The sequence below is a fragment of the Jeongeupia chitinilytica genome, assembly GCF_014652315.1.
GTDB classification, from domain to species: Bacteria; Pseudomonadota; Gammaproteobacteria; order Burkholderiales; family Chitinibacteraceae; genus Jeongeupia; species Jeongeupia chitinilytica.
Genome location: NZ_BMYO01000001.1, coordinates 280,051 through 306,317, shown reverse-complemented (window position 1 = coordinate 306,317; position 26,267 = coordinate 280,051). Strand labels below are relative to the sequence as shown.

Annotated in this window: 22 protein-coding genes; 15 read left to right on the top strand and 7 right to left on the bottom strand. The window is 65.3% G+C overall.

Features of this window, described 5'->3' with window-relative positions:
- Window positions 1-57: 57 nt before the first annotated feature.
- A complete protein-coding gene (locus IE097_RS01510) occupies window positions 58-789 on the bottom strand; it encodes a helix-turn-helix domain-containing protein (RefSeq protein ID WP_189458371.1) in 732 nt (243 codons plus the stop codon).
- A gap of 172 nt (window positions 790-961) precedes the next feature.
- Between IE097_RS01510 and IE097_RS01505 the strand changes: the two genes are divergently transcribed.
- Window positions 962-1,456: a methylated-DNA--[protein]-cysteine S-methyltransferase gene (locus IE097_RS01505; protein WP_189458370.1), complete on the top strand. Its 495-nt coding sequence runs from the start codon at window positions 962-964 to the stop codon at window positions 1,454-1,456.
- An 80-nt stretch (window positions 1,457-1,536) separates the two neighbouring features.
- On the opposite strand, the gene tssA is transcribed toward IE097_RS01505, so the two are convergent.
- Genes tssA through IE097_RS01480 form a run of 5 tightly spaced genes read right to left on the bottom strand, consistent with a single transcriptional unit; the run spans window position 1,537 to window position 8,980 of the window.
- Entirely contained in the window at window positions 1,537-2,616 is a 1,080-nt protein-coding gene (gene tssA / locus IE097_RS01500; RefSeq protein ID WP_189458369.1) for a type VI secretion system protein TssA, read from the bottom strand.
- A gap of 11 nt (window positions 2,617-2,627) precedes the next feature.
- Window positions 2,628-6,395, bottom strand: coding sequence for a type VI secretion protein IcmF/TssM N-terminal domain-containing protein (locus IE097_RS01495; protein WP_189458368.1), 3,768 nt, complete (start codon window positions 6,393-6,395; stop codon window positions 2,628-2,630).
- Window positions 6,392-7,150, bottom strand: a complete 759-nt coding sequence (locus IE097_RS01490) for a DotU/TssL family secretion system protein (RefSeq protein WP_189458367.1) — start codon at window positions 7,148-7,150, stop codon at window positions 6,392-6,394. Before IE097_RS01490 ends, IE097_RS01495 begins: the two co-directional genes overlap by 4 nt.
- Window positions 7,150-8,475 carry a type VI secretion system baseplate subunit TssK gene (tssK, locus tag IE097_RS01485; protein ID WP_189458366.1) on the bottom strand — a complete coding sequence of 442 codons (1,326 nt, stop codon included), beginning with the start codon at window positions 8,473-8,475 and terminating at the stop codon, window positions 7,150-7,152. Before tssK ends, IE097_RS01490 begins: the two co-directional genes overlap by 1 nt.
- Before the next feature lie 46 nt (window positions 8,476-8,521).
- On the bottom strand, window positions 8,522-8,980 hold the full coding sequence (locus IE097_RS01480) for a type VI secretion protein (protein ID WP_189458365.1): 459 nt from the start codon (window positions 8,978-8,980) through the stop codon (window positions 8,522-8,524).
- A gap of 275 nt (window positions 8,981-9,255) precedes the next feature.
- On the opposite strand from IE097_RS01480, the gene tssB reads away from it, so the two are divergent.
- The 13 genes from tssB (at window position 9,256) to IE097_RS01415 (ending at window position 22,613) form a co-directional block, all read left to right on the top strand.
- Window positions 9,256-9,828 (top strand): type VI secretion system contractile sheath small subunit, encoded by a 573-nt coding sequence (gene tssB / locus IE097_RS01475; RefSeq protein ID WP_189458364.1) that lies wholly within the window; start codon window positions 9,256-9,258, stop codon window positions 9,826-9,828.
- 12 nt (window positions 9,829-9,840) lie between these two features.
- Window positions 9,841-11,322 carry a type VI secretion system contractile sheath large subunit gene (gene tssC, locus IE097_RS01470; RefSeq protein ID WP_189458363.1) on the top strand — a complete coding sequence of 494 codons (1,482 nt, stop codon included), beginning with the start codon at window positions 9,841-9,843 and terminating at the stop codon, window positions 11,320-11,322.
- Between the two features lie 71 nt (window positions 11,323-11,393).
- Window positions 11,394-11,891, top strand: coding sequence for an Hcp family type VI secretion system effector (locus IE097_RS01465; protein WP_189458362.1), 498 nt, complete (start codon window positions 11,394-11,396; stop codon window positions 11,889-11,891).
- Between the two features lie 24 nt (window positions 11,892-11,915).
- The gene (gene tssE, locus IE097_RS01460; protein ID WP_189458361.1) at window positions 11,916-12,353 is read left to right on the top strand and encodes a type VI secretion system baseplate subunit TssE; all 438 of its coding nucleotides are present in this window, start codon (window positions 11,916-11,918) and stop codon (window positions 12,351-12,353) included.
- Window positions 12,350-14,146: a type VI secretion system baseplate subunit TssF gene (gene tssF / locus IE097_RS01455; protein ID WP_189458360.1), complete on the top strand. Its 1,797-nt coding sequence runs from the start codon at window positions 12,350-12,352 to the stop codon at window positions 14,144-14,146. Before tssE ends, tssF begins: the two co-directional genes overlap by 4 nt.
- Entirely contained in the window at window positions 14,110-15,147 is a 1,038-nt protein-coding gene (tssG, locus tag IE097_RS01450) for a type VI secretion system baseplate subunit TssG (RefSeq protein ID WP_268247074.1), read from the top strand. The genes tssF and tssG overlap by 37 nt, the downstream gene beginning before the upstream one ends.
- Window positions 15,134-17,623 carry a type VI secretion system ATPase TssH gene (gene tssH / locus IE097_RS01445; RefSeq protein ID WP_189458358.1) on the top strand — a complete coding sequence of 830 codons (2,490 nt, stop codon included), beginning with the start codon at window positions 15,134-15,136 and terminating at the stop codon, window positions 17,621-17,623. Before tssG ends, tssH begins: the two co-directional genes overlap by 14 nt.
- 43 nt (window positions 17,624-17,666) lie before the next feature.
- Entirely contained in the window at window positions 17,667-18,224 is a 558-nt protein-coding gene (locus IE097_RS01440) for a hypothetical protein (protein ID WP_189458357.1), read from the top strand.
- A gap of 59 nt (window positions 18,225-18,283) precedes the next feature.
- Window positions 18,284-18,799 carry a hypothetical protein gene (locus tag IE097_RS01435; RefSeq protein WP_189458356.1) on the top strand — a complete coding sequence of 172 codons (516 nt, stop codon included), beginning with the start codon at window positions 18,284-18,286 and terminating at the stop codon, window positions 18,797-18,799.
- Between the two features lie 30 nt (window positions 18,800-18,829).
- The gene (locus IE097_RS01430) at window positions 18,830-19,321 is read left to right on the top strand and encodes a hypothetical protein (RefSeq protein WP_189458355.1); all 492 of its coding nucleotides are present in this window, start codon (window positions 18,830-18,832) and stop codon (window positions 19,319-19,321) included.
- A 46-nt stretch (window positions 19,322-19,367) separates the two neighbouring features.
- A complete protein-coding gene (locus tag IE097_RS01425) occupies window positions 19,368-20,006 on the top strand; it encodes a hypothetical protein (RefSeq protein WP_189458354.1) in 639 nt (212 codons plus the stop codon).
- Between the two features lie 37 nt (window positions 20,007-20,043).
- A complete protein-coding gene (locus tag IE097_RS01420; protein ID WP_189458353.1) occupies window positions 20,044-22,059 on the top strand; it encodes a type VI secretion system Vgr family protein in 2,016 nt (671 codons plus the stop codon).
- A 14-nt stretch (window positions 22,060-22,073) separates the two neighbouring features.
- Entirely contained in the window at window positions 22,074-22,613 is a 540-nt protein-coding gene (locus tag IE097_RS01415; RefSeq protein WP_229797356.1) for a toxin-antitoxin system YwqK family antitoxin, read from the top strand.
- A 4-nt stretch (window positions 22,614-22,617) separates the two neighbouring features.
- Here IE097_RS01415 and IE097_RS01410 read toward each other — a convergent pair whose 3' ends face one another.
- Entirely contained in the window at window positions 22,618-23,013 is a 396-nt protein-coding gene (locus IE097_RS01410) for a DUF4280 domain-containing protein (RefSeq protein ID WP_189458351.1), read from the bottom strand.
- A 446-nt stretch (window positions 23,014-23,459) separates the two neighbouring features.
- Between IE097_RS01410 and IE097_RS01405 the strand changes: the two genes are divergently transcribed.
- On the top strand, window positions 23,460-26,096 hold the full coding sequence (locus IE097_RS01405; RefSeq protein WP_189458350.1) for an ImpA family metalloprotease: 2,637 nt from the start codon (window positions 23,460-23,462) through the stop codon (window positions 26,094-26,096).
- Window positions 26,097-26,267 lie beyond the last annotated feature (171 nt).

Genomic DNA, 26,267 nt, shown 5'->3' with positions numbered 1-26,267 from the left:
GGATAGGCAGGTGCACGACGGCGGTCTTGACAGGAAATCGCGTATTTTGTACCGGAACTACTTCCGGTAGCGTTTTCGGTAGGCGGCGGGGGTTTCACCGGTGGCCAGACGCATCGCCCGCGTCAATGCACTCTGATCGGCATAGCCGGCCTCCTGCGCCAGCACCGCAATCGGCCGGCTGGTGCCGATCAGCGCGTCCTGCACCGCCCGCAGACGCACCCCGGACAGCCAGGCCTGTGGCGTCTCTCCGGTCTCGGCACGGAACAGCGCATGCAGCCGGCTCGCACTCAGGTTCGCCTCTGCCGCCATCCGCGCCACGCTCCACTCCTCGCCCGGGGCCGATTCCACCCGGCTCCGCAAGGCATCGAAACGGCGCGGTGACGAATCCGCCGGCGCCAGCGATGCCAGCAGCAGGGGCAGGCCGTGCCGGGCCACGGCCGCCGGCACGTGCCGGTCATGACTGGCCAGATCAATGAACTCGATCAGCCTTCGCATCGCGGTCGAAATGGGGATGAAGGTCTGTCGCCGCAGCCGTTCGACCGCGTCGTCCCCCAGATCGGTCACGTCGCAATCGAGGATCAAAAAGCGGTTCTGGCCATCGGCCGATTGTGCATGCGCGGTTTCGGGCGCTACAAAAGCGCCTTTGGCGATATCCAGCCGTCCGCCCACACCGCCGACTTCGATTTCAAGCCGGCCCAGCACCGGCAGAACGAGCTGGACGTGCGCGTGCTGGTGCGAAGCGCCACCGGCACCGTAACTGCGCAGACTCAGGGGAAACAGGCCATCCATGATTCGCACCATACGCCAGCCGCATGAGGTCGTCGAATCGTTGCAGGGCATTGCGGCAGGCACCACGACACCGGGCCTGCTGCGGTAAAGTCCATGCATGCCTCGCGCCAGTCATAACCGGCGCGTCAGCGGATCGCTCGCGCTGACGAACATCGACCTCACCGGAATGCCCATGCCGAACCAGTACGCCAACTTCGACTCGCCACTCGGCAAGCTCAAGCTCGTTGCCGACGACGCGGCCCTCGTTGCCATCCTGTGGGAAAACGACAGGCCCGGCCGGGTCTCGCCTGGTGCCATGAGCGAATCGGCGGGCAACGCCATCCTGATGGAGACCGCACGCCAGCTCGGCGAGTACTTTGCCGGTCAGCGCACCCGGTTCGCGTTGCCGCTGCGTTTCGCAGGCACGGCATTCCAGCAGCAGGTCTGGGCCGCCTTGCTGACGATTCCCTTCGGCGAAACCCGAAGCTATCTCGACATTGCCACACAGATCGGCAACGTGCGGGCGGTGCGCGCGGTCGGTGCGGCCAACGGCCGCAATCCGCTGTCTATCGTCGCGCCCTGCCACCGGGTGATTGCCACTTCGGGACAGCTGACCGGTTTCGCCGGCGGGCTCCGGGCAAAACGGTTCCTGCTGGATCTCGAGTCCGCCGGCAGGCTCTTCCCCTGATCATCCGGCCCAGCGGGCTGATCAATGCGGCTTCCGGCCGGCAAGCCGCATCGCGAAAACCGACAAATCCGCAGGTGCGGTCAGGGCAGCACGCCGATCAGCGACCAGACCCGCCGCGCCTCGGCATCGCCGGCAATCAGTTCGGTCAACAGGTCCGGCAGCGGGCGCTTGCCCCACTCGACGGCCCGGTTGATCAGGTAGGGCACCGGGCTGTGCGGCTCCACCCTGGCCAGATAGGCGGCGATCTGCTGCAATTGCCGATACGCATCCTCGCGACCGTTGACCACGCCCTGGGCGGTCGCGATCGACACTTCGGCCGGATGCGCCGGATCCATTGGGGTTTGATCGGCCACAGCCATCTCCTCGTTTACGGCACCGGTCTTCCACGGCAACACGTCGTCCAGCGAATTCAGCACCTGCAGCACGTCGTCCAGCGTCCGCACGGTCGCGCCGAAGGACGGTGCATCGTTGCGCATGCGCAGGTCACACGCAGCTTCAAGTGCCCCCAGTGTCACCTTCGCACCGGTCAGGTCCTGCGCCAGACGCCGCAGCCGGGCCGGCGAGCCCGATCGCACGGCACCGTGAAAGCGTTCAAGGGCTTTGGCGGCGAGTGCGGCGGACTCCTTGCCCGGACGGCTGTCGCCGCCGCTCACGCTCTGACGCAACCACCCCTGATAGCTGCCGAGCGTGACTTCCGGCTCGCTGTCGAGCAGCGGTACGCGAAAGCGCAACGATTCGGCCAGCGTACGCAGCATCAGCTCGAGCGGCGCCGTCCGCCACGACTCGTCGCCGTCGACCGCCAGCGGATACAGGTCCGGCCAGTAGCGGTCGCACAACGCATTCAGGAGCTCGATTCCCTTGATCCAGCCGGGCAAACCGTAGCGGCCAATCCAGGCCTCGCTCAGCCACGCCACCAGCATCAGGTCCTTGCTGCGCTGCTGCAATGCCTCGCAACACAGCTGTTCGACCCGCTGCCAGTCGGCGCTCTTGATTCCGCTCTGCCAGATGCCGACCGGCAGACTCGGGTCGTCCTGCCGGCGGGCTTCCAGGATCAGGTCGTACTCGGGCTCGTGCCGCAGCGAAATGCCGCAAGGCTGGTCGGCCGACACGGCTTGCAGCAGGGTCGGAATCAGCGCATCGAAATCGGTCGTGATCGGCATGTTCTGCGGGCTCATTGAAGTGCAAGTTGCTGCGATTTCGGTTCGGACTGCGACAGCGTGATGGCGCGGAACGGCGACGGCGGCACGCTGACCGGCAGCGGCGATACCAGCAGCGGCGTCTTGCCGCCAAGCGTCAGCAGCGAGACGCGGACAAACAGCTTTGCCCGGCTGAGCTTGCCCTGCTCCGACGCCACCGGTACGGTCAGCAGCAGCGGCAGCGACGGGTCGTCATCGCCCACGGTGGGGGCCGACGCCGCATGGGCCCGCAGCAGACGCAACAGCGACCAGGTGCCGGTGTAATCCCACTGCACCACGCGATCACCGACCGCCAGTGCAGATTGATGTACGTCTCCTTGCGGCGAGTCCGGCGCATCCTTGGCCCAGCGCAGGGCCAGCGTTGCGGGCTGGCCGGTGCGCCAGCGCAGGCGGGTCTTGTCGGCGCTCGGGTAACGCAAACGCAAGGTACCGCTGCTCAGGCTCCAGTCGATGACCTGATCGGCACCGGACTCCAGGTTGCGGTCGGTCCGCCACGTCACGTCGACTTCGAGGCCCGACGCACCGCTGCCGGGCTCTCTGGCCAGCAAGGGCTGCAACCAGCCGCGGGCGGCCTGCATCCGCAGCATGAAGGCACGGGCGGCCGGCGCCGACTGTGCGTCATTGCCCTGCAGGCCGGCATTGATGATCGCCTGGTTTTCGTCGAACAGCCGGAACAGGTCTCCCACACGCTCCGGATCGGCGTCGGCCCTGGCCGACAGGTCGGCAAACGGGAAGCGGCCGGCGAGATATTGCAGATAGTAGTTGCTGAGCTTCTCCCACGCCGTTGCGGCGGCCTGGGTCCGCAAGCCGTTGCAACGGTCTCCGGCGACCCGAACCAGGGCACGCGCGCGATCGGTCAGCAGGTTGTCGCCACGCGGAATGCCGGCATTGGCCAGCACGCTGGCGCAGTTGCCGACATCCATCTCGTTGAGATCCTTGCCGATCAGCTGGTTCAGCAGTGCCGGTGCACTGGTGCTGTTCTTTTCCTTGTATTGCTGCAACTGCAACGCCAGGCTGCGCCAGCGTGCCAGCAATTGCGCGTCGGACATCGACAGCTGATCGGCATGCGCGTCCAGCCAGCCGACCGCCGGCGCCACGCCGGCCGAAATGCCTGCCAGAGCCTCGAGCTGGCCGTCGAGGTACTGCTGCAGATCCTGAGGCGACGACACCCGCCACGCCTTGAGGCTGGCGTTCCTGCTACCGTCCCACCACGAAAAGGTGCCATGCAGGGGTTGATACAGCGCCAGATCGTCGACGCGCGCATTGGCGCGGCGCAATTCGGTCAACGCCACCTTGTCGACCCTGGCCATCCACCCGGTCGCCAGATCATGCCGGCCCAGCGTGTCGAACGCGGCGGCAAGGTCGGCTGCCGACTGCGCACCGGTACGCAACGCGAACCCGCCGTCCACGCTGTCGCTGACCGTCGACACGGCATCCCACATCGCCTGTGCCGCAGCCTGCCTGGTCGAGGCCTGCACCCCCGCCAAGTAACGTGGCGGTGTCTTGGTACTCTGCGGCTGAAAGACCTGATAGGAGGCGTAGTAGGCCAGTGCGGCCACCGGACCGCGACTGCCGGGAGAAACGACCGTGCCGGCGGCACGCGGCAGGGCAACGAAATCCTGTGCCAGCAGCAATGCGAGCACGTCACCGGTCTGAGCTGCATCGGCCGACACCTGCAAGGACTTGGCGGTTTGCTGCAGCAGCTCGTTGTCACCCTGCCCGCCGGAAAGCCAGCGCGAGGTAAAACCAGTCCGGGCGGTATCGGCGTAACGCGCCAGCGTGGCGATGCCGGCGGCGTCGATCAGCCCGGCATGTTGTGCCTCGTTCATCAGCGCACCGTAGCCGGGGACCGGCTCCTGCCGCCCGCCCGGCCGCCAGGCAACGTCGCTGGTCGATACCAGGCGCTTGAGCAGGGCGATGCGGTCGCTCAGCGAGGCGAGCTCCGCCACCGGCAATGCTTGCCCGGCAGCCAGCCTTTGCAGCTTGAGTTGTACCGCGGCAGCCGCCTGGCCGAAGCTCTCGTCATCGTACAGCCGGTCCAGCCAGGCGGTGATCTGCGCGGCAAACAGGCGCCCGGCGGCCGGCTTGAGGTTCGCAATCCGGGCCGGAGGCAGCGCGGCGCCGCCGGCAAGGATGCGGTCAAGCTCAAGCCGGGTCGGGACTTTTTCGACCGGTTTCAGCTGGAAAAGCATCTCCGAGAGCGCAGCGGCGCTATCCAGCGGCGCCGGTCCGCGCAGCCCGGCATAGCGAGCCGTCTCGCGCTCGAGTCGGGTCATTTGCCGGACCAGACGTTGTGCCTGCAGGTATTCGGTCCAGCCTTCCGGCGACACCCCGCCGGCATCAGCGAGCTCCGGCGTAACCAGCAGCTTTTGCGACTGCCGCTGCAGACCGGCCTGCAAGGGGGTGATCAGGTAGCGGTTCGCAGTCCGGTTGACGGCGGCAGAAACCGTCCCGTCCAGCCCCGACAGCAGCGATGTCGGCAACCAGGCGGTCTCGAAATGCCAGCGCGGGACGGCAGCAGAAACCTGCCACCACGCACCGATGCGCTGGCGGGCCAGATCGTCCTCGCTGCCGGCCAGCTTGCCGGCGGCGGCCGCCGCCATCCGCGCGTCGAATCCGGACAAGCGGAGCAGATCGCGCTGCGCGCCATGCCAGACCCACACCATGCCGCCGAACCAGATCAGCGCCACCAGCATGGCCACGATCTTGACGATGCGATGGCCGCGCTGCCGCAAAACCAGCGCACGCGGCAAGGTTCGGGCCAGACCCTGCTCGGCCAGTACGCGCTGCCGCAACAGACGTGCGGCAAACAGCGGCGTCGCTGTGTCTGCATCGCCCTGTGCTTCGGCGAAATCGTCGACCGGGCCGTGCCGGATGGCACCCGCCAGATAGACACCGCGAAAAACGGCCGCTTCACCGCTGGCATTGCCACGGAAAACCGGATCGCACAGCGTGCGCAAGGCGTCGCGCATCGCGTCGATCTGACCAGGAAGCAGGAACAGTGCAGGCTCGACGGTTGCACCAAGCGCACCGGCTTCGGCGACCGCCGCTGTCAGCGTCGCCCGAACCCGCTCCAGCGCCATCTCGGTCCAGTCGCCATTCCATGCCGTACCCAGTGCAAACGGCGATGACCAGCCGAGCATCACCTCCCTGCTCTGGGGCGGCAGACGGTCGGCCAGTTCGAGCATGCCGGGGAGACGTTCGATACCGGTGACCAGCAGGTATACCGGCAGGCTCAGCCCCAATCGCTGCTGCAAATCGGTCAGGCGTTGCGTAGCGTTCGCCGCGGACCGTGCTGCCACCTCGGGCGACAGCAGGGTCTCCAGCGGAACGGCCCAGATCACGGCGTCCAGCGGACGGCCACCACGGGCACGCAACAGGGCGCCGGCAAGCCGGTGCCACACGCCGAGCACCGAGACCGGGCCATCGGCAGCGTCGATGACACCTTCCGGTGCCGCTAGCACCAGTCCGTCGGTGCCGGACCACCAGCGGCCATACCAGCGACGTTCGCTACCGGCGCGCAGGCCCCAAGCGGCACACAATGCCTGTTCGGTTTCCGCATCCGCCCCCGCCAGCAGGACCCACGGCGTCTGGTAGCGGTCGCGCCAGCCCATCTCGGTTTCGATCCGCGCCAGGATGCTGCGAAAGCCGCCGATGGCGCTGTCGCGCTGCCGCCACAACCACCATGCCAGCGCTACCATCGCCAGCAGGCCGAGCACAAGCAACAGCCAGACGATACTCACGGCTGTCCCTCCGCCGCCGGCGCCGCGGGTAACCCCGCTTCAACACCCGCCGAAATGCTCATCCAGAACAGATGACCGACCAGCAGCATCGTCGCAAACAGCCCCGCGCAAATCAGTCCGAGACGTGCCCCGTCCGGCAGCATGCGCCGGGCCGCAATCCGCAACGGCGTGACCGCGGCCGGTCTTTCCAGATCGGCTGCCATGGCCAGTTCGTCCGGCGGACGCCCCCAGGCAAACTCGAACAGCGACCGCCGCCAGCTCTCGTGAACGGCCCTGCCCTCGCCGCTGCGCAGGCGGCCGTAGAACCCCAACAGCAGGACCTGCAGCAGCACATTGGCCAAATCGCGCGTGGCCGGATCGCGCTCCTGCAACAGTTGCCCAATCTCCGCAGGCACCTGTTCGCCGGCGGTCCGCGAACCGAACAGGCGCAACTCGAGCGGTGCCGACTGCCAGGCGGCCTGCCCCGGCCAGTCGTCGAACAGCAACGATTCGTCGATCAGCGCGACAAAGGCAAACTGCATGATGTCGACCTGCCGCTGACCGGCATTGCCGGTTCTGGACAACGCCACCCGGGCAAGACGGCGCGTCAGCGCACTGGCAATCTCGACCGCTTCGGCGGCGAGCAGCTCTCCCGGCTGCGCGCGCATGCGGATCTCTTGCCATTGTTCCAGCCACTCGCTCCAGCTCGACTCGAACACCGGGCTCAGTGGCGCGTCCCGGAGCAGGGCCGGTGGCAGGCGAACGGCATCGCGCATCACTGCTCCTCGGCCGGCACAAACAGCACGACTTCCCAGGGTGCCGGAATCGCATTGCCGGCGGGCCCGGTCAGGCGAAGGCGTGCGCCCCGGTCGAACCATTCGCTGTCTGTATCCAGCACCACCAGTCGCATGTCGCCGGGTACGCTGTACGACGACGCGGCGGACTGGTCCATCGGCTGCCAAGCCAGCCCCCGCATGCGCTGCTTGAACAGCGTAGCAACGTAGGCATCCGAAGCCACGATCGACTGCTGCAGCCAGGCGCTGGCATCGTGCTCGCCGCTGCCATTCGGCATGCGCAGACCGATGATCGGCTTCGCCGCAAGCGGCCATTCGGCCAGATCAAGCCAGAAGCCGACGGCGTCCCGGGCGAACGGAATCGTCCGGTAGCCCGTCTTGACCCGATCGAGTGCCGATTCAAGCCAATTGGTAAGTTCCTCAAAACACCCAAGCAGTTCGCAGTAATCCAGCGGCCGGAACGCAGGCACCCCGGCGGCGGGATCAAGCGTCGCAACGGCACCCGCCATGCCGGCCAGCAACTGATGAAGCTGTGCAGGATGGGCGATCCGGCTCGACAACGCGGCTTCGATTTCCGGCAGGCGCGACCAGAGCGAACGCAGTTGCCGGCTCAGCTCCGGCAGCTCCTCGTCACGCCCGGCCTGCTGCGCGGCACGGACCCGCCCGGAAAGGTAGACGCACTTCTCTCGGACACGTGCGCACAGGCCCGCCACCTTGCGGCCCAGCAGCGACTCGGGCAGCAGCCTCGGCGTGGGCGCAACGTACGGCAAGCTGGCAAAACCGCCTCCCTGCTGCTCGATCCGCAACAGCGGAATGCAGACGAGATCGGCGCGCGTATCTTCGGTCACCAGTCTGACATCGGGCCGCCACAGCATCAGCGCCTCCGGTGATTCACCGCCGGCCAGATCGGGCACTGCTTCGCCATGCACCGACACGAAACGGCTCCCGCGCGGGTCCAGGCGGCCACCGCGCCAGAGCGGTGCAACGGCGACAAAGACCATTTCGGCGTGACGGGACGATGCCGCGATCAACGCGCCGACATCGAGTTCGAGCGACGGGCGCGAACCGGCATCGAAACCGATCAGCAGCCCGTCGGGCAATACCGCCTCGAGTGCCAGGATGCGCACGACGCCCGCCCGCAGCGCGGACTCGTCGATCTCGACGGCATGCACGCCCCAGAACCACGGATGCGCCGACGCGGCGTGACGCGCAGCCAGCGATTCGGCCCGCAGCGACTGTTGCTGGAAATGCTGCGGCAGCAGCTGCATGCCCTCGTGCCAGCAGATGGCTTCAGGTACTTCGTTCAAGCGGCACTCCCGTTGGATTCATGTCACCGGTACTGTCAGAGGCGTGTTACTGGCCGGCCAGCTGCAGGCTGCGACTATCGAGGCGCAGCCGCACATCGCGCTCGCCTTCCAGCCGCAGCCGGTGCGCACCCGGTGCGTCGTAACTGGCAAACACCAGCACCGACAGCGCCGGCACGCCGGCAATCGGCACACGCTCGAATACCAGCCGCTGCCCCGGAACAACCTCGAGTCCCCAGACCTGCAATGCCTGCGGATAGTCACGCCGGTACTGCTCGCGTGCCGCAAACCACTGCGACGACGAAATCGTAAGCAACGTCTTCAACAAGTCAGGATCGTCGACGGCCAGAAAGTCGACAGCAATCGGCGTGTCGTCATTGGCGCCGGGCGCCACCTCGATGACGGCACTGCGCATCGCCACGTCAGGATGCATCAGTGCGCAGGCCGAAAGGCCGGCAATCAGCAGCAAAAGCAGGAAAAAACGGCACGCAGCCCGAATGCGCAACATGGATCGGCCTCTTGTTTGGCGCCAACTCTATAACACCAATGTCATGACTCCAAGCGCTGCGTTGCGGATGAAACACAGACAACGACATATTGCATTCAGTGCACTTACAACAAAAACCAAACACAACTTGCAAACAATGATACATAGGCTAAGCTCGCCCGACGAATCGCCGTCGATGACGTTTGCATTTCACGGCATTGCGTGATGTCACATCGAGCAATCACCCAGGTACAACGCCTTCCGATACGGACGTTGTGCAGACCCGAGAGGAAACCATGGCCGAGAGCACTCAGCACAAGCTGGACCGCGTCCGCCCGCCACGCGTCCAGATAACCTACGACGTGGAAATTGGCAACGCCATCGAAAAGAAGGAACTGCCGCTGGTTGTCGGCATTCTTGCGGATCTGGCCGGCAATCCGGCCACCGCGCCCGCCAAGCTGGGCGAACGCCGCTTCGTCGACATCGACCGCGACAATTTCAACGGCGTGCTGGACGCCATCACGCCGCGCCTGGCCATCCAGGTGAACAACGCCATTGCCGGCGACGACAGCAAACTCAACCTCGAGCTCAAGTTCAAGCACTTCGACGACTTCGATCCGGTCAACATCGTCAAGCAGGTCGAACCGCTGCGTCGTCTGTATGAAGCCCGGCAGAAGCTGCGCGACCTGCTGACCAAGCTCGACGGCAACGACCAGCTCGACCAGTTGCTGCAGAACGTGGTCGCCAATTCCGAAGGGCTACAGGAAATCAAGGCCAGCGGCGCTACGCCGGCACAGGACAACGCCACGCCGAGCCAGCCCGATACCCCGGTCGACAACACCAACGTCACCCCTGAACCGCAAGCCTGACGGAGCGCGCCCATGCCCGAAGCACAAGCCAGCAGCGGCAGCGCTGCACAAAACGTTTCCCTGTCGCTGCTCGACAAGATCATCGCCGATGGCCGGATGGCCCACGACGACACGCAGAAAGCCTACGCCAAGAACCTGCTCGCCGAATTTGCGACCCAGGTCCTCGACGAAGGCATGGCGCTCGACGGCGATACCGTGGCCATGATCAATCACCGCATCGACCAGATCGATGCCCTGATCGGCAAACAGCTCGACGAAATCCTGCATCACCCGGCCGTACAGCAGCTGGAAGCGTCGTGGCGCGGCCTGCACTATCTGGTGATGAACACCGAAACCAGCACGCGGCTGAAACTGCGCCTGCTCGACGTTTCGCGCAAGGAACTGCAGAACGACCTCGAGAAGGCGGTCGAATTCGACCAGAGCGCACTGTTCAAGAAAATCTACGAAGAAGAGTACGGCACCTTCGGCGGCCATCCGTTCAGCGTGCTGATCGGCGACTTCGAGTTCGGCCGCAATCCGCAGGACATCGCCCTGCTCGAAAAGCTCTCGAATGTCGCCGCTGCGGCGCACGCACCGTTCGTTGCCGCGGCCAGCCCCCGTCTGTTCGACATGGGCAGCTTCGCCGAACTGGCGCAACCGCGCGATCTGGCCAAGGTGTTCGAAAGCACCGAGCTGATCAAGTGGCGCTCGTTCCGTGCCAGTGAAGACTCGCGCTACGTGTCGCTGGTCCTGCCGCACGTGCTGCTGCGCCTGCCATACGGCCCGGACACCAAACCGGTCGAAGGCATCAATTACGCCGAAGGCGTCAACGGCAGCGAAAACAAGCAGTACCTGTGGGGCAACGCGGCCTGGGCGCTGGGTCAGCGGATCACCGAAGCCTATGCCCGCTACGGCTGGTGCGCAGCGATCCGCGGCGTCGAAGGCGGCGGTGCGGTCGAAGGACTGCCGGCCCACACGTTCGCGACTGCAGCCGGCGACCTGGCGCTGAAATGCCCGACCGAAGTACCGATCACCGACCGCCGCGAAAAGGAACTCGACGGTCTCGGCTTCATCGCGCTGTGCCACAAGAAGAACACCGACCTCGCGGTGTTCTTCGGCGGCCAGACGACCAACCAGCCCAAGCTGTACAACCTGCCGGAAGCCAACGCCAACGCCCGCATCTCCGGCATGCTGCCCTATGTGCTCGCTGCCTCGCGGTTCGCGCACTACATCAAGGTCATCATGCGCGACAAGATCGGCAGCTTCGCGACCCGCGACAACGTCCAGTCCTACCTGAACAACTGGATTGCCGACTACGTGCTGGTCAACGACAACGCCCCGCAGGAAATCAAGGCGCAGTACCCGCTCCGTGAGGCACGTGTCGATGTCACCGAGGTCGCCGGCAAGCCGGGCTCGTACCGGGCTACCGTGTTCCTGCGGCCCCATTTCCAGCTCGAAGAACTGACCGCGTCGCTCCGTCTGGTGGCATCGCTGCCGCCGCCGGCCGCCGCATAAGGCGCCTCGCTGTTGAATCCGCGTGACCCGCTCGGGGTCACGCCCTCATACCAAAACCGGAGCAAGTTCCAATGGATGCCATCATTCTCGACCTCGGTAGCGACATCAAGGGCGACTGCGAACTCGAAGGCTACAAGGACAAGATCGAAGTCATGTCCTACAGCCACAACGTGGCGATGCAGGTCACCAACGACGTCAGCAATACCGAACGGACCTCGGGCAAACCGCATATCGGCGAGTTCACGCTCACCAAATTCGTCGACGGCTCGACCCCGTCGCTGAACCAGTACTGCTGCTCGGGCAAGCCGCTGGCGACCGCAACGATCACGATCGGCCGCAATGCGGCAGACAGCAGCGGCAAGATCATGCCGTTCATCACCTACACGCTGGACAACGTGATCCTTTCGAACGTCAGCGTCAGTGGCGGTGCGGGCGGCAAGCCGGTGGAAACGCTGTCGATCAACTTCACCAAGATCAAGTGGGATCTGACCGCACAGAAGGTCGACGGCACCAAGGAAGGCTCGGCGGCAACGACCTGGGATCTGGCGGCCAACAAGGCCGGCAAGTAAGCGGTTCCACGGGGCGCGACCGAGATGCACGCAAAACCGTTTCGCGCCCCGCTGTTCGAGCGCCTGTCCGACGATGCGCCGGACCAGGACAACGATCTCACGCCGCACTGGCACTACGATGTCGATGACGTCGTTCGCTCGATCCGCGAAGAGTTGTCGCGTCTGCTGAACACCCGCCGCGAAGTACTCCAGAACACCGGGGCCTTGAGTGTGATCGACTACGGTGTCGACGACTGGAGCGCTTTTGCCACGACGGCGCCACAACAACAACGGCACACCGAACGCCAGCTGACCGAAGCGATCCGTCGTTTCGAGCCTCGCATCCGCGATCCTCAGGTCCGGCTGGTTCCGCTGGCCGGACAGGCCCATCGACTCGGCGTGCAGGTCAGTGGCGGCGTGGTCGGGCATCCGGAGATGCTGCCGATCATTCTCATCAATCCCGAAGTGGCACCCGCACCATGAGCAGCGACTCGCTCGATCCGCTGTTGCTGGATTACTACCAGCGCGAGCTGGCGTGGCTGCGCAACGCCGGCAGCGACTTTGCCGCACGCTATCCGAAAATCGCTCACCGGCTGGACGTCTCTGCCGAAGAAAGCGCCGATCCGCACGTCGAACGACTGCTGGAAGGCTTTGCCTTCCTGAATGCCCGGTTGCAGCGTCGGCTGGACGACGATTTTTCCCAGCTCACCGATGCGCTGCTGGAACAGCTGTATCCGTACGCACTGCGGCCGATGCCTTCGACCGCCATCGTCCGGTTCGAACCCGATCCGACCAAGGGCAACCTGGCCGAGGGTTATGTCATCGAGCGTGATACCGCGCTGTTCACCACGACCGATGCCGGTGAGAGCCTGCACTTCCGCAGCACCGCACCGATCACGCTCTGGCCGATCGAGGTCGCCGATGTCATGCTGCTGCCGGCCGAGGAAGCCCAGTCGGTCACGGGTCTGGCAGAAGCGCGATCGGCACTCCGCCTGCGGCTCGCCTGTCAGGCACCGCACAGTTGGGCAGCCCTGCCCCTGCAGACACTGCGCATTCATCTGGCAGGCACGCCAATGAACGCCGCCGCGCTTTACGACCTCCTTGGCGCGCACGTGATCGGCATGTTTGCCGCGCTCCCGAACCAGCCTGCCCGGGTGTTGCCGGGCTGCACGCCACGACCGGTCGGCTTCGATGCCGATGAAGCCTTGCTTCCGCTGGAGGATGGCGTACTGCCGGCCTATCGGCTGCTGCTGGAGTACTTCGCCGCCCCGGCCAAATTCCTGTTCTTCGACCTGCCGATCCGGATTCCCGACCGTGCCGCCGAGCAGCTCGAACTGATCATCGCCTTTGATCGCGCACCGCCGCAAAGACTGCATCTCGGCGCAGGCGATATCGCGCTCGGTTGCACCCCGGGCATCAACCTGTTTCCACGCACGTCAGAACCGCTTCGTCCCGACAGCACCCGCAGCGAGTACCGGCTGGTAGCCGACAGCCATCGCGAGCGCAGCCACGAGATCTATTCGGTCCGGCAGGTGCGTGCCGGCACGCACGACGGCGCCACGGTCATTCCTGCCTATTTCGAATTCAGTCACGGCACCCAGAATCAGGGAACGTGGTGGCACGCCCGGCGCGTCGGCAACTTCGCCTACGATCGCTCCGGCAGCGAAATGCTGCTGTCCTGGGTCGATGCAAACTTCGCCCCAGAGCAGGCGCCGGACCGGACGCTGACCGCCGAGCTGCTGTGCACCAACCGCGGGCTGGCTGAAGGCGTACCTGCCGGCACACCGCTCTCGTTCCAGCGTTCCGGTCCGGTAGCCCGCGCAAGACTGCTGACCAAACCGAGCGCGCAAACCAGCGCACCGCTGGCCGGCGCATCGCGCTGGCGGCTGGTCTCTCAACTGTCACTCAACCACCTGTCGCTGGTCGAGGACACCCAGCCGCTCGCGGCGCTGCAGGAGATCCTTGCGCTCTACAACCTGAACGACAGTCAGACCGCACGACGCCAGATTGCCGGCATCACCCACCTCGAAACCCGGCGCGCCGTGGCCCACGTCGGCCGCCAGGCCTGGCGCGGGTGGCGCAACGGGCTCGAAGTGAGATTGACGCTGGACGAAGTTCATTTCACCGGCGCAAGCCGGGTGCTGTTTTCCGGCGTCGTTGCGCATTTTCTTGCCCAGTACGCCAGCATCAACCGCTTCGTCCGCACGGTGCTGGTCGAACGCGACAGGGACATCAAGACATGGCAACCGCTGGTCGGCGACCCGCTGATTCTGTAGCGGACCGCCTTCGTAATGAAACGCATGCGTTCGAGTTCACGCAGGCGGTGGCGATCCTGCAACGTGCGGCCCCCGGATCGACGCCCCCCGGATACGGTGCCGACCCACGTCAGGAGTCGGTCCGACTCAGCGGACCGCTGACGCCGTCGCTGCCGTCAAGCGCGCTCGGTCCCTTGCGTGGCCAGGCCGGCGGCGGCAGTCGCCCGGTCCTGCCGGTCCATCTGTTTGGTCTCGGCGGCCCCGACGGTCCCTTGCCGTATGCGTACCAGGAATGGTTGCAGGCCCGCCGAGCCCGCAAAGATCACGCACCGGCCGCCTTTCTCGACCTGTTCCATCAGCGCCTTCTCGGCCAGCTGTACCGCACGTTGAAAAAGCACCGCCTTGCTGCGCCGTTCGACGCGCCCAGCCACAGTGCCGCACACCAGATCATGCGGGCGCTGGCCGGCCTGCTCCCGAAGGCACTGCATGGACGCCAGCAGGTCCCCGATGCCGCACTGCTCGCCCGTACCGCCATCGTGGCCAACCGGCGCCGCTCGGCCAGCGGCTTCCAGTCCATCGTGCGCGGCCATTTCGGCATCACGGCCCGCATCGAACAATTCGATGGCGCCTGGAGCCCGCTCCCCGATTCGGCCAGAACGCGCCTTGGACAACAAGGCAGCAACAACCGGCTGGGACAGGGCGCACTGGCCGGCTCGCGCATCTGGGACGAACAGGCAGGCATCCGCCTTCACCTCGGCCCGATGCCGCTGCCGATCTACACCGCGTTCCTTCCCGGCGGCGAACGGCATCGCGAACTGATGGCGCTGGCCCGCTTCTACTTCGGCATCGACATGGCCTGCCGCGTGATTCTGCACCTCACGCCGGCCCAGACCCCGAACCCTTGCCTGAACAGGCATGAGCCGGTCCGGCTTGGCTGGACCTCCTGGCTGGCTGACAAGGGCAACGCCAGCCCCCGTCGCTGCATTCTGCCAACGGCCACGAGCCCCCATGGACCTGACTAGCCTGATCGACCGGCTGAACACACCGTGCCGCGCCGCGCTCGAACGCGCGGCGCAGCGCAGCCTGCAACTGACCCAGTACCACGTCGAAATCGATCACCTGCTGCTGGAACTGATGGCGATCGAATCGGGCGATCTGGCAGCCATTCTGCCCCGGCTTGGCATCGCGCCAACGACGTTGGCAAACGAGCTGCACCGGTCCGGCCAGCGCTTCGAGCGTGGCACCACCTACACACCGGCGCTGTCGAAACCGGTCGTGGCCCTGCTGCAGCATGCCGCCCTTTGCTCGGATACCGCCTGGCCCGTCCGCTCGGGCGACCTGATGGTTGCGCTGCTCGATTCGGACTTCCGCCAGCACCTCGCGCCCGGATCAAGCCTGAGCCCGATTTCCGCCGAGTCATTGCGGGATCAATGGCAACACTGGGCCGCCGCCTCAAGCGAAGCACCGGCGGGCTTTGTTCCGCCTGAGCAAGCGCCGATGCACGCAACCGCCTCCCGCGAGACCGACCCTGCACTTGCGCAGTTCACCCAGGATCTGACCGCCGACGCACGCGCCGGGCTGATCGATCCGATCATCGGCCGCGATGCGGAAATCCGCCAGTGCATCGACATCCTGCTGCGACGGCGCCAGAACAACCCCATCCTCGTCGGCGAGCCCGGCGTCGGCAAGACCGCCATCGTCGAAGGACTGGCGCTGCGCGTTGCCGGCGGCGACGTGCCACCGCCGTTGCGCGACGTCTCGGTACGCACGCTCGACCTCGGGCTGTTGCAGGCCGGTGCCGGCGTCAAGGGCGAGTTCGAGCTGCGGCTCAAGCGGGTGATCGACGCGGTACAGCGTGCCGCCAACGTCATCCTGTTCATCGACGAAGCACATACGCTGATCGGTGCCGGCGCCGGCGAAGGCCAGAGCGACGCCGCCAACCTGCTCAAGCCGGCACTGGCGCGCGGGCTGTTGCGCACCGTCGCCGCAACGACCTGGCGCGAATACAAGCAGTACTTCGAGCGCGACGCCGCGCTGGCGCGACGCTTCCAGCTGATCCGGATCGACGAACCGAGCGAAGCGGTCGCCACCGAAATGCTGCGCGCCGTCGCAACCCGGCTCGAACAGCACCACGGCGTGCGCGTACTCGACGCGGCGATCCGCGACGCGGTGCGGCTGTCACACCGCTATCTGTCGAGCCGGCAGTTGCCAGACAAGGCGATCTCGGTGCTCGACACCGCCTGTGCCCGGGTCGCGCTGGCCCAGTACGACACACCGCAACCGGTCGAAGCGACGCAGCGCAGTCTGGCTGCGATCCACACCGAACTGAACCGCTTGCTACGCGAACAGGCCGGCGACCACGACCACACCGAACGCATCCTGCTGCTCGAAGCCGAAGTCACTGTGCAGCAAGACCGGCTGACCACACTGCAAAGCCGCTGGCAGCACGAACTCGCCACCGTGCAGGCACTGCTTCAGGTCCGCGCTGCATTCGAAGCGCTCGCCGACGAAGCGCGCGAACTGGGCGACGCGGTACCGCCCGAGCTCGACCAACGGCTGGAAACCACCGCAGCCGAGCAGGCGAGGCTCGAGCGCGAGCTGCACCACATTCGCGACGGCGAACCAATGGTGCCCGAACATGTCGACGTCCGCGACGTCGCCGCCGTGATCGCCGACTGGACCGGCGTGCCGGTCGGCCGGATGCTCGACGACGAAGCCCAAGCGATCCGTACGCTGGCGCAGCGGATGGGCCAGCGCGTACTCGGCCAGGAAGCGGCGCTGAACACCATCGCCCTGCGCATCCAGGCCTGGCGTGCCGGACTGACCGACCCGCAGAAACCGATCGGCGCCTTCCTGCTGGTCGGGCCATCCGGCGTCGGCAAGACCGAAACCGCTTACGCCTTGGCCGACGCGCTGTACGGCGGCGAGCGCAACCTGATCACGATCAATCTCGCCGAATACCAGGAAGCGCACAGCGTCAGCCTGCTCAAGGGCGCCCCGCCCGGCTACGTCGGCCACGGCACAGGCGGCGTGCTGACCGAAGCGGTGCGGCGCAAACCGTTCAGCGTGGTGCTGCTCGACGACATCGACAAGGCGCACCCGGACGTGCTCGAAACCCTATCAGCCGTTTTTGACAAGGGCGTGCTCGAGGACGGTTCCGGTTTGCAGATCGACTTTCGCAACACGATCTTGCTCGCCACCTGCGAAGCCGAAGCCGACAACCTTAGCGGCAATGCACTGCTTCTGACGCTGCGCCACCGCTTCCGATCTACGCTGCTGACCCGTTCGACCGTCGTGCCGCTCTACCCGCTCGGCGACGACACCTTGTACGAAATTGCCCGAATCAAGCTCGAAACACTCCGTCAGCGCGCCGGCACCGATCGCCGACTGCCGGACGATCTGCTGGCCACCGTGCTGAGCCGGTGCTGCGGCGCGGGGGCACGCGAGATCGAACCCTTACTGATGAACGAGCTGCTGTCGACATGGACGGCGGCATGAATCCGAGTAACGCCGCCATCGGACGCGGCAAAGGAAACGAGCAATGTCACGGGCCAAGGTAGTCGAGTGGGAAATGGACACGCTGAACGGCGAACAGGGCTGGCGCTATCAGAACGCGTTCATGACCTCCTACCGTGCCCACCACATCCTGCTGCATACGATCATGGATCCGAACCGGCAAGGCGTGCAGCCCCACGGCATGTGGATACGCGATTATCACTATTCCAGTCTCGACGAAATGATCTGGGCCTACGCCGCCAAATGCGTTCGGCGTATCAATAGCGTCAGCAGCAGGGTGACCCAGACCATCAATCAGACCAACGGCCGCTATTACTACCGGGTACGGCTGTCGACCGACGCACATGTCGGCATTGCCGATATCGAAAGTGACCGCGCCCTGAACTGGAACATCCGCGGCCTCTGGTACGCGTACACGCAATACGCCGATATCGTTTTCGATCCGCTCGCCCACACAGACAGCGGTCACGCGGTCTATCCGATCGTCACCTTTTACCCGGTGCAGGCGGGCGACATCCATGCCAGCGGGTTGAGTTTCATCGAATCCGCCGATTACCAGACGTTCAATCAACGACGTTGGTAATGCCCCGTCCCGCCAACGACCGGATGCATCCATTTTGACCATCCCGGAATTCGCCAGCCATGCCAGCTAAAACCATTACCTTCGACGGCGCCATCGTCGCCGGCGTCGAAGTTGGTGCCGTTGCCTGGAGCCAGGCCGTCGCCCTGCTCGGCAATCCAACTACCCCCCCAAAACAGCGCGAATGCGTTGCCGTTGCCAAGCTGATTGAAGCCAAATTGATCTGCAGCGCGCCGACTCATCACAGCTACGACGTCGGCGTCACGATTGCCGGACAACGCTACCGCGCCGACATCAAGACCTTGTATCCCAGTTACGAGGCGCGGCATGGCCACGTCGCGCTGAACCAGGACCTGCTCGACCTGATCGATCGCGAGCTTGCCAAGGAAGCCAAGCAGGGCAATGTCTGCCTTTTCGACCTGTCGTATTTACCGACCGCGTCGCGCCAAACACTGGTCGGCGTGATCCACAACACCGACCCGAACGCGATGACGCTGGAGTACGACTACGCCGGCCTTCAACTGCATTTCACCCTGCCGTGCAAGCACGAAGTACACCGCGGCAATTGGTACCACTGATCACTGCCGCCACCCACCAAGGAAGAACCCATGGTCGCCGTCGCTACCAACACCCTGCTTTCTGCACTGCCCGTCAAGGAACAGTCGGTCATCACCCAGATCCGCAATACCAACGCCCGCATCGCGACCGAGGTCGGCAAGATCGATTTCTCCTACCCGGGCGCGACCGCGGCGTATGGCTTCGACGGTATTCGCAGCGCGCACGGCATCGCCAATATGACGATCAGCTTCGGCAATATCGGCTTTGTCCGTACGCTGTACCGATCCCGGCCTGATATCGGCGGGCTGTATGTCGCCGCGTCGCTGGCGAGGAAAAAGGTCAAGCTGTGCTGGATGAGTTACGCCGAGGCCGCCGCAACCGGCCACGCCGGCGGCGCGATTCCGACCTTGATCGAATTCAGCGGCACCGGCGGCGGACGCATCATGCTCGAGTATGCGCGCGATCTCGTCATCTACACGCCGGACCATTACGCCAATTACAGCCTGGTGACCGAACACGGCCAGCCGGCGAGAACCATGTGATTCGGCCGTCGGCCGCTCACGTTCACCTTTCAGCGAGAGACATACCATGTCGTTTGGATTGAACACCGCGTTCACCAACAACATCCAGGCCTTTTTGCAGGCCCATGCATTCACCTCGGCGATGATGTCGTCACAACACTACGCGCCGCCGCTCGGCGTCTCCGCGCGCTATGATTTTCTGCGCAGCGACGTCGCCAACGACACCTCGGTGACGCTGTATCACTCGCCGCCAATCGGCGGCAATATCGATCCGCTGATCACGGCCTACTGGTTGCCGCAGGGCGGCTACATCGACGTGCCGATCAACGCGCCACTGGCCAACTACATTTTTACTCCCGAGCTGTCGGGCTGCAAAATCTACACCGACGACATTGGCCACAACACGATGCGGGTGTTCCATATCCAGTGCCCGCACGAAGCGCGGGAATACACGCTGGCGCTGCGTGGCAACCGGCTGGCCACGATCGACGATAGCGACTATGGGCTGGCGATCGCGGCCAACCCACTGCCGAACCGCATCGCATCGATCCGTGCCAATGTGCTGCTGCGTTACAGTGGCGGCCACTGGCATTTCTGGCTGCAGGGTCTGACCGGCATCGGCCCGGGCATGCAGGGGGACCGGCTGGTCCGCCCGCCCGGCCCGGCGCAGGGTGTCGCGGGCGTCGAAAGCAAGCTCATCGTCTAGCCATCCTGCCGGACACCGGCTCCGCGGAAACCCGAACATGAATCGCCCCATCGACACCAACACCTCGCTCAGCCTGACCGCGACCGCGCCGCTCGACGTACTGTACGCCAACGCCTTCAGCGGCCACGAGGCACTGAACGGGCTTGGCGAGATCAACGCGCAGTGCGTCGGCAGCAGCGCACTGACACTGAGCGACGCGATCGCCAAGCACGTCACGCTGAGCCTGAACAACGATGCCGACAAACGCCCGCTCGACGGCATGTGCGCAGAGATCGGCCAGCTGCCGCTCGACGGCAGCGGCGGCTACGAGCGCTATGCGCTGACGCTGCGGCCGTGGCTGTGGTGGCTGACGCTGGCAAGCAACAACCGGGTGTTCCAGAACAAGAGCGTGCCGGACATCGTCAAGGCCGTGTTTGCGGTACACGGCTTCAGCGATTTCCAGCTCAAGCTCAACGCCAGCTATTCGGCGCGCGAGTATTGCGTCCAGTACGGCGAGAGCGATTTTGCCTTCGTGTCGCGATTGCTGGAAAGCGAAGGCATTTTCTACTTCCACACCCACACTGACGGCAAGCACACGCTGGTGCTGGCCGACAACAACGATGCCTTCCCGGCTTGTCCGAACGCGGCCTGCATCGCGTTCCGGTCAGACGACATGGGCGGACGCGTGCTGCACGCCATCCGCAGCGGCCAGCTGATGCAGCAGGCGGTGAGCACCGGCCATCGCACCACCGATTACGAATTCACGACGCCGACCACCGCGTTGTATACGCAGGCGCAGGCCAAGGACGGCCCGCTGAGCCGGTACGAGCACCCGGGCGGTTATACGGAAAAGGCGACCGGCGATACGCTGGCCAAGCAGCGCGTCGACGCGCTGCGCAGCCAGGCGCTGCGCTTCGTCGGTGGAAGCGACTGTCGCTGGCTGGTGCCGGGGCATACGTTCACGCTGACCGATCACGACAACGCCGCCGCCAATATCGACTGGCTGGTCACCGTGGTCACGCACGAGGGCGATCACCAGCATTACGCCAACCGCTTCGAGGCCATTCCCAAGGCAACGCCGTTCCGGCCCCTGCAACGCACGCCGAAACCCTACATGCATACGCAGACGGCACTGGTCGTCGGCAAGGCCGGTGAGGAAATCTGGACCGACCAGTACGGCCGGATCAAGGTGCAGTTTCCATGGGACCGCGACGGCAAGAACGACGAGAACAGCTCGTGCTGGGTGCGCGTGGCACAGGCGTGGACGGGCAAGGGCTTCGGCACCCAGTTCATTCCGCGCATCGGCCAGGAGGTCATCATCACCTTCATCGACGGCGATCCGGACCGGCCGCTGGTGACCGGCTGCGTCTACAACGGCGACAACACGCTGCCGTACGCGCTGCCGGCCAACCAGACGCAGAGCGGCATCAAGACCAATTCGAGCAAGGGCGGCGGCGGCTTCAACGAGCTGCGCTTCGAAGACAAGAAGGACGGCGAGGAGGTGTTCCTGCAGGCACAGAAGGACTTCAACGCCAACATCCTCAACGACAGCACGACCACCGTCGGCCACGATGAAAAGACCACGGTGAAGAATGACCGGACGCGCACCGTCAGCGAGGGCAACGACAGCACGACGATCGAGAAAGGCAACCGGACGACGACGATCAAGACCGGGACCGAATCGCTCGAGGTCAAGGGCAAGCGCACGCTCAAGGTCGACGGCGACCAGAGCCACACCACCGGCGGCAAGTTCGAGCACAAGATCACCGGCGACTACACGCTGACGGTCGACGGCAACCTGACGATCAAGGTCGGTGGCACGCTGACGCTGCAGAGCACTGGCGACTACACCGCCAAGAGCGACGGCGCGCTGACCAATCAGGCCGGCATGGCGCTGACCAACAAGGCCGGCACCGCACTGACCAATCAGGCCGGCACCTCGCTCGACAACAAGGCCGGCACGACGCTGACCAACGACGCCGGCATCAGCCTGATGAACAAGGCCGCCGCCGAGCAGACCGTCGACGGCGGCGGCATGCTCACCGTCAAGGGTGGCATCGTCAAACTCAATTGATGGACGAACAGACCGTGAATGATGAACAGCCGCTGGACCTCGAGCGCGGCGCGATCCGGCTGACCGGCATGCTGGCCGCCGGCGCCCTGCAGGGCCCGCTGCAGATTCGGGACGCCGGCAAACCACTGGCGCAACTCGGTTACGAACAGGGCGCGCTGCATGGCCCGATGCAGCTGATGCACCCCAACGGACGGCTGGCGGCACGCATGCATTATGCCGACAACGTCCTGCATGGCCCGGCGAGCTTTTTCGATCCGGAAGGCAAGCTGCTGCACACCGCCGCCTACCGGCGCGGCATGCCGGATGGTGACGCCAAGACCTACCACCCGGACGGCCGTCTGCTCCAGCACGGTCAGTACCGCAAAGGCCGTTTGCACGGCCTGCAACAACGCTTCCATCCCAACGGCCAACTGGCCGAACGCAGCCGCTTTGTCGACGGCAAGCCAGCCGGTCCGACCGATGCCTTCCACACCGACGGCCGGCCGCTGAACGCCGACCAGCAGCCCATTTCCCGCCTGGCATGGTGGTGGCGACGCTGGCGGGGACACGACTGAGGCGCTACGGCAGCATCACCGTCGCCTGTCCCGGCGATACCACCTTGATGACGCCGCCCCAGTTGCACATCAGCGTCCCGCCCGCATTGAGGGCCGGCATGTTCCCGACCATCACCGTCGTCGCGCCGCCGGGAATCCACGGTGCGGCGGTCACCGGCACACAGGGCATCGGCGTGAACACGCCGAGTTTGGCCGCCGTTGCCGCCGCCACGGTCGGGTTGGCCATGCTCTGGCACATCGCGAACGGCGTGATGTTGAGAATGGGGATGTGGTCCATCAGGGTCGCCGCCGGCAAGCCGCCGAGCAGGACCCGGTTGACCGGCAGTACATTCAATGTAGCCGGCGCGACGCCGAAACTGCACTGCAGGGTCGCGCCGGTACAGACATGGGGCATGGACATCGGGGCTGGCTCCTGACGGAAGGCCGATCGGACATTCCTCCGGCTTGATTCTATCTCCCTCGGTCCGAACCGTGCGGGCTTTCCACCGCCCCGCCGCCCCGCCCCCCCACCTCACCACATCGTTCCGCGCACCCGGCGGCGACCCGGACTGCTTGCCCCCGCCGGACGCACCGGTTTGTGCCGTCGCTTGCCTAGCGTACCCGGCGCCCTGTCAGGAACGAACGGTCATGTAAGGATCTGCTGATACCATGCGCCGCGCATGAATATTAGATTTTGATAATCAAATCATCTAGAGGAATTGAACAATGGTGCGGGGCAGACTTTGGGGGATAGTGCTGGCTGCAGCACTACTGACAGCGTGCGGCGGCGGCGAAAGTAGCAGCGGCGATTCGGACGGCGGAACGGGTAGCACAAGCAATCCGACGCCCACCCCGGCTCCCACGTCCGTGCCGACGCCGATTCCGGAACCGCCACCGGCCGTGGTCAGCACCATCGACGCTGCTGTCGCCAGTGGCGATCCCGCCGCGCTGAATGATCCGCTGCCGCTGATCGTTCTGGCCTACAACCGGGCGCTGTCGCTGTCGCAGACGCAAGCCGAACGTCTTGGACTCCTCTTCAAAGGAGTCAGCAGCGAATACCTGCCGACGCCACAAAGCCAGTTCGTGCTGTCGGCCTCGCCCGAAGTGGCACAGCCGTTGATCGTCGGTGATGGCGGCCAGACGCTGGCCGGAATCAGCATCGCCGAAGGCGGCCGCAGCGCCGGTTACGGCACGAATGTGGTCGAACTGTTTCGCAAGGACGGCAATCTCGTCCATGCACCGGCATTCCGGCGACTGCTGTCCTGGCTGGTCGTCGGCGATGCCGCCAGCGTGCTGCCGGCATCACTCGACATCAGCATGGCCGGCATGACCGGCGCCGGTACCGTCAGCGGTCTGGCCAAGGCCGGCGTTGCGGCCAGGGACGCCGGATGCAATGCGCTGACGGACCAGGCCTGCGCCGATCGGGTCTCGCTCGTGATCGTCAGTTCGGACGTGCCGGCCGACGCAACCCTGTCCGAACGCGTCCGGGTCTTGCTGAAGGCGGGAAAGCCGGTGCTTTACCTGCACAACGGCGCATGGGGTGACAGTGCCTCCGGCCGGCAGATTCTTGGGGCCATGGGCATGGACCTGGGTGGCTATGGCGGCAACTACTGGGCCAACGACAAGGTCGCGGCCGGGCGCAACGAGGCGGACAACATCCGGGCTACAGCACAGTTCAACGGCATGCTGCCGCTACTGGGCCGGCTGGCGGGCAATACGCTGCGTGCCGACTACGACTGGAGCAAATGCAGCGACACCGGTTGTGGCGATGCGCCGGGCTTCAACAACGAGATCATCGATCCGGCCGAGCAGATCCGCGCCCGGCTGAACAATTACAACGGCAACGCCCGGCAACTGTTCGCGACACCGAACACCACGCTGCTGCGCTTGCTGACGCTGTGGGCGGACGTGACCCGCAAACAGATCGTCTATCCGCTCGACAAGCAGAAAAATCCGGCCGCGTTCCAGCGGGCCGTCGTGGCCGACGCGTGGGTGACCTATGTCCGCACCGCCGGCGGTCGGCAGAACGATCTGGGCTCGTACCAGAGTGCAACCAGCGCGGGGCTGCCGGTCACCAGCAGCGACGAGACCGTCAGCGTCACCTTGAGTGATGGCAGCGGTTTCACCGCCATCGGCCGTTTTGCCGTACCGGGGCAGCCCCTGCAGGTCACTCTGCTCGATCCGGGCACTGCAACCGTCGCATTGCGCATCAATACCCAACGGAGCGGCTCGACCAAGGTCGGCAACGGTTATACACGTCCCCGCTATCTGGCAGCCCCCGCCATGAACCTCGCCGTCGGCAGTACCGTTCCGGTCGTCACCCCGTACGGCGGTCTGCTGCAGTTGCAGTACAGCGGCGCAACGCCGGGCCAGGTGGTCAAGCTCAGGCTGCGTGGCGTGGCCCGCCAGCCTTTCCTCGACACCACGGTCAATGGCGATCGCACTGCCTTTGTCACGGCGCTGGGCAATACGCAGTCCGACTGGACCGAAATCAAGATGCCGGGCATGGAGGCGCACGCGCGCGTCGACAAGCTGCGCGACGTCGTCAACGGCAGCGACTACAAGGGGAACATGAACCAGTATCTGGACGAAATGGTCAACCTGTTCTTCGACGATGCTTACGGCTTTGCCGGATTCGCACGTGGCGGCAAGACGCTGCCGGCCGCCGTCACGGCGTTCTGCAGCGGCAAGGGATGGGATTGCGCCGACACAACCATGCACCGGGTGCCGGGCACGCAGCACATCAATATCGACGTCTATGCGCAGTGCGGCGCCGGGTGTTCCGGTAACCCGTACGACCAGACCTGGGGGCTGACGCCGCGCGGCTGGGGCGAAAGCCACGAGCTGGGTCACAACCTGCAGCTGGGCGTGTTGAGCATTTACGGCAGCGCCAGCAGCGGCGAGGTCTCGAACAACATTTTTCCGCTGCACAAGATGTGGCGCATGTACCGTGAAATGGCCGTCGACCTGAATGCCAGCCGCGTGCAGTATCGCGACGCCTTCAACCTGCTCGTGGCCGCCAAAGCCCGCTCCGGTCCGGTCGACGCCGCCTACCAGGCGATCTGGGGCGACACCAGCTATGCGGCGCAAAACGGCATCCGCATGGCGTTCTACGTGCAGTGGGCCCATTACTGGCAGGAACGGACCGGCAACGCCGCACAGGCCTGGGACATCTATACCCTGCTGTACCTGCATGCACGCCTGACGGCCAAGGCCGACTGGGACAGCAACAAGGACCGGCTCGGCTACAGCCGGTACGCCACCCGCCCGGGCGTGGACGGCAACGACAACATGCTGATCGCGCTGTCCTGGATCACGCAGCGCGACCAGCGGCCGACCTTCGATCTCTGGGGAATCAAGTACTCGGCCGGCGCCGCCAGCCAGGTCGCCGGCTACGGTTTTGCCCAGGAACCGGCCTTCTTTTATGCCAACACCAGCACCAACAACTACGGCACGGTGCGCAAGGTGGACATGACGACCGCATCGCCAGTCTGGCCGTTCTGAACTGCAGGTACGTCCTGAATGAACGAGGCGGAGCATCACCCGATGCGCCGCCCTCGCCGATACCGGATCACACTCGCTTGAACCGGACGGTGCCCGCTAACCGGCCCGATTCGCCCGCATCGCCGCCCGCGCCCACATCAGCCTGGTCACAAAGCGCAACGGGCACGTCCT

Excerpts from the sequence above, each read along its gene's own strand:
- IE097_RS01510 (WP_189458371.1), bottom strand. The coding sequence starts at position 789 with ATGGATGGCCTGTTTCCCCTGAGTCTGCGCAGTTACGGTGCCGGTGGC.
- IE097_RS01505 (WP_189458370.1), top strand. The coding sequence starts at position 962 with ATGCCGAACCAGTACGCCAACTTCGACTCGCCACTCGGCAAGCTCAAG.
- tssA (WP_189458369.1), bottom strand. The coding sequence starts at position 2,616 with ATGCCGATCACGACCGATTTCGATGCGCTGATTCCGACCCTGCTGCAA.
- IE097_RS01490 (WP_189458367.1), bottom strand. The coding sequence starts at position 7,150 with ATGCGCGATGCCGTTCGCCTGCCACCGGCCCTGCTCCGGGACGCGCCA.
- IE097_RS01480 (WP_189458365.1), bottom strand. The coding sequence starts at position 8,980 with ATGTTGCGCATTCGGGCTGCGTGCCGTTTTTTCCTGCTTTTGCTGCTG.
- tssB (WP_189458364.1), top strand. The coding sequence starts at position 9,256 with ATGGCCGAGAGCACTCAGCACAAGCTGGACCGCGTCCGCCCGCCACGC.
- tssC (WP_189458363.1), top strand. The coding sequence starts at position 9,841 with ATGCCCGAAGCACAAGCCAGCAGCGGCAGCGCTGCACAAAACGTTTCC.
- IE097_RS01465 (WP_189458362.1), top strand. The coding sequence starts at position 11,394 with ATGGATGCCATCATTCTCGACCTCGGTAGCGACATCAAGGGCGACTGC.
- tssE (WP_189458361.1), top strand. The coding sequence starts at position 11,916 with ATGCACGCAAAACCGTTTCGCGCCCCGCTGTTCGAGCGCCTGTCCGAC.
- tssF (WP_189458360.1), top strand. The coding sequence starts at position 12,350 with ATGAGCAGCGACTCGCTCGATCCGCTGTTGCTGGATTACTACCAGCGC.
- tssG (WP_268247074.1), top strand. The coding sequence starts at position 14,110 with ATGGCAACCGCTGGTCGGCGACCCGCTGATTCTGTAGCGGACCGCCTT.
- tssH (WP_189458358.1), top strand. The coding sequence starts at position 15,134 with ATGGACCTGACTAGCCTGATCGACCGGCTGAACACACCGTGCCGCGCC.
- IE097_RS01440 (WP_189458357.1), top strand. The coding sequence starts at position 17,667 with ATGTCACGGGCCAAGGTAGTCGAGTGGGAAATGGACACGCTGAACGGC.
- IE097_RS01435 (WP_189458356.1), top strand. The coding sequence starts at position 18,284 with ATGCCAGCTAAAACCATTACCTTCGACGGCGCCATCGTCGCCGGCGTC.
- IE097_RS01430 (WP_189458355.1), top strand. The coding sequence starts at position 18,830 with ATGGTCGCCGTCGCTACCAACACCCTGCTTTCTGCACTGCCCGTCAAG.
- IE097_RS01425 (WP_189458354.1), top strand. The coding sequence starts at position 19,368 with ATGTCGTTTGGATTGAACACCGCGTTCACCAACAACATCCAGGCCTTT.
- IE097_RS01420 (WP_189458353.1), top strand. The coding sequence starts at position 20,044 with ATGAATCGCCCCATCGACACCAACACCTCGCTCAGCCTGACCGCGACC.
- IE097_RS01410 (WP_189458351.1), bottom strand. The coding sequence starts at position 23,013 with ATGTCCATGCCCCATGTCTGTACCGGCGCGACCCTGCAGTGCAGTTTC.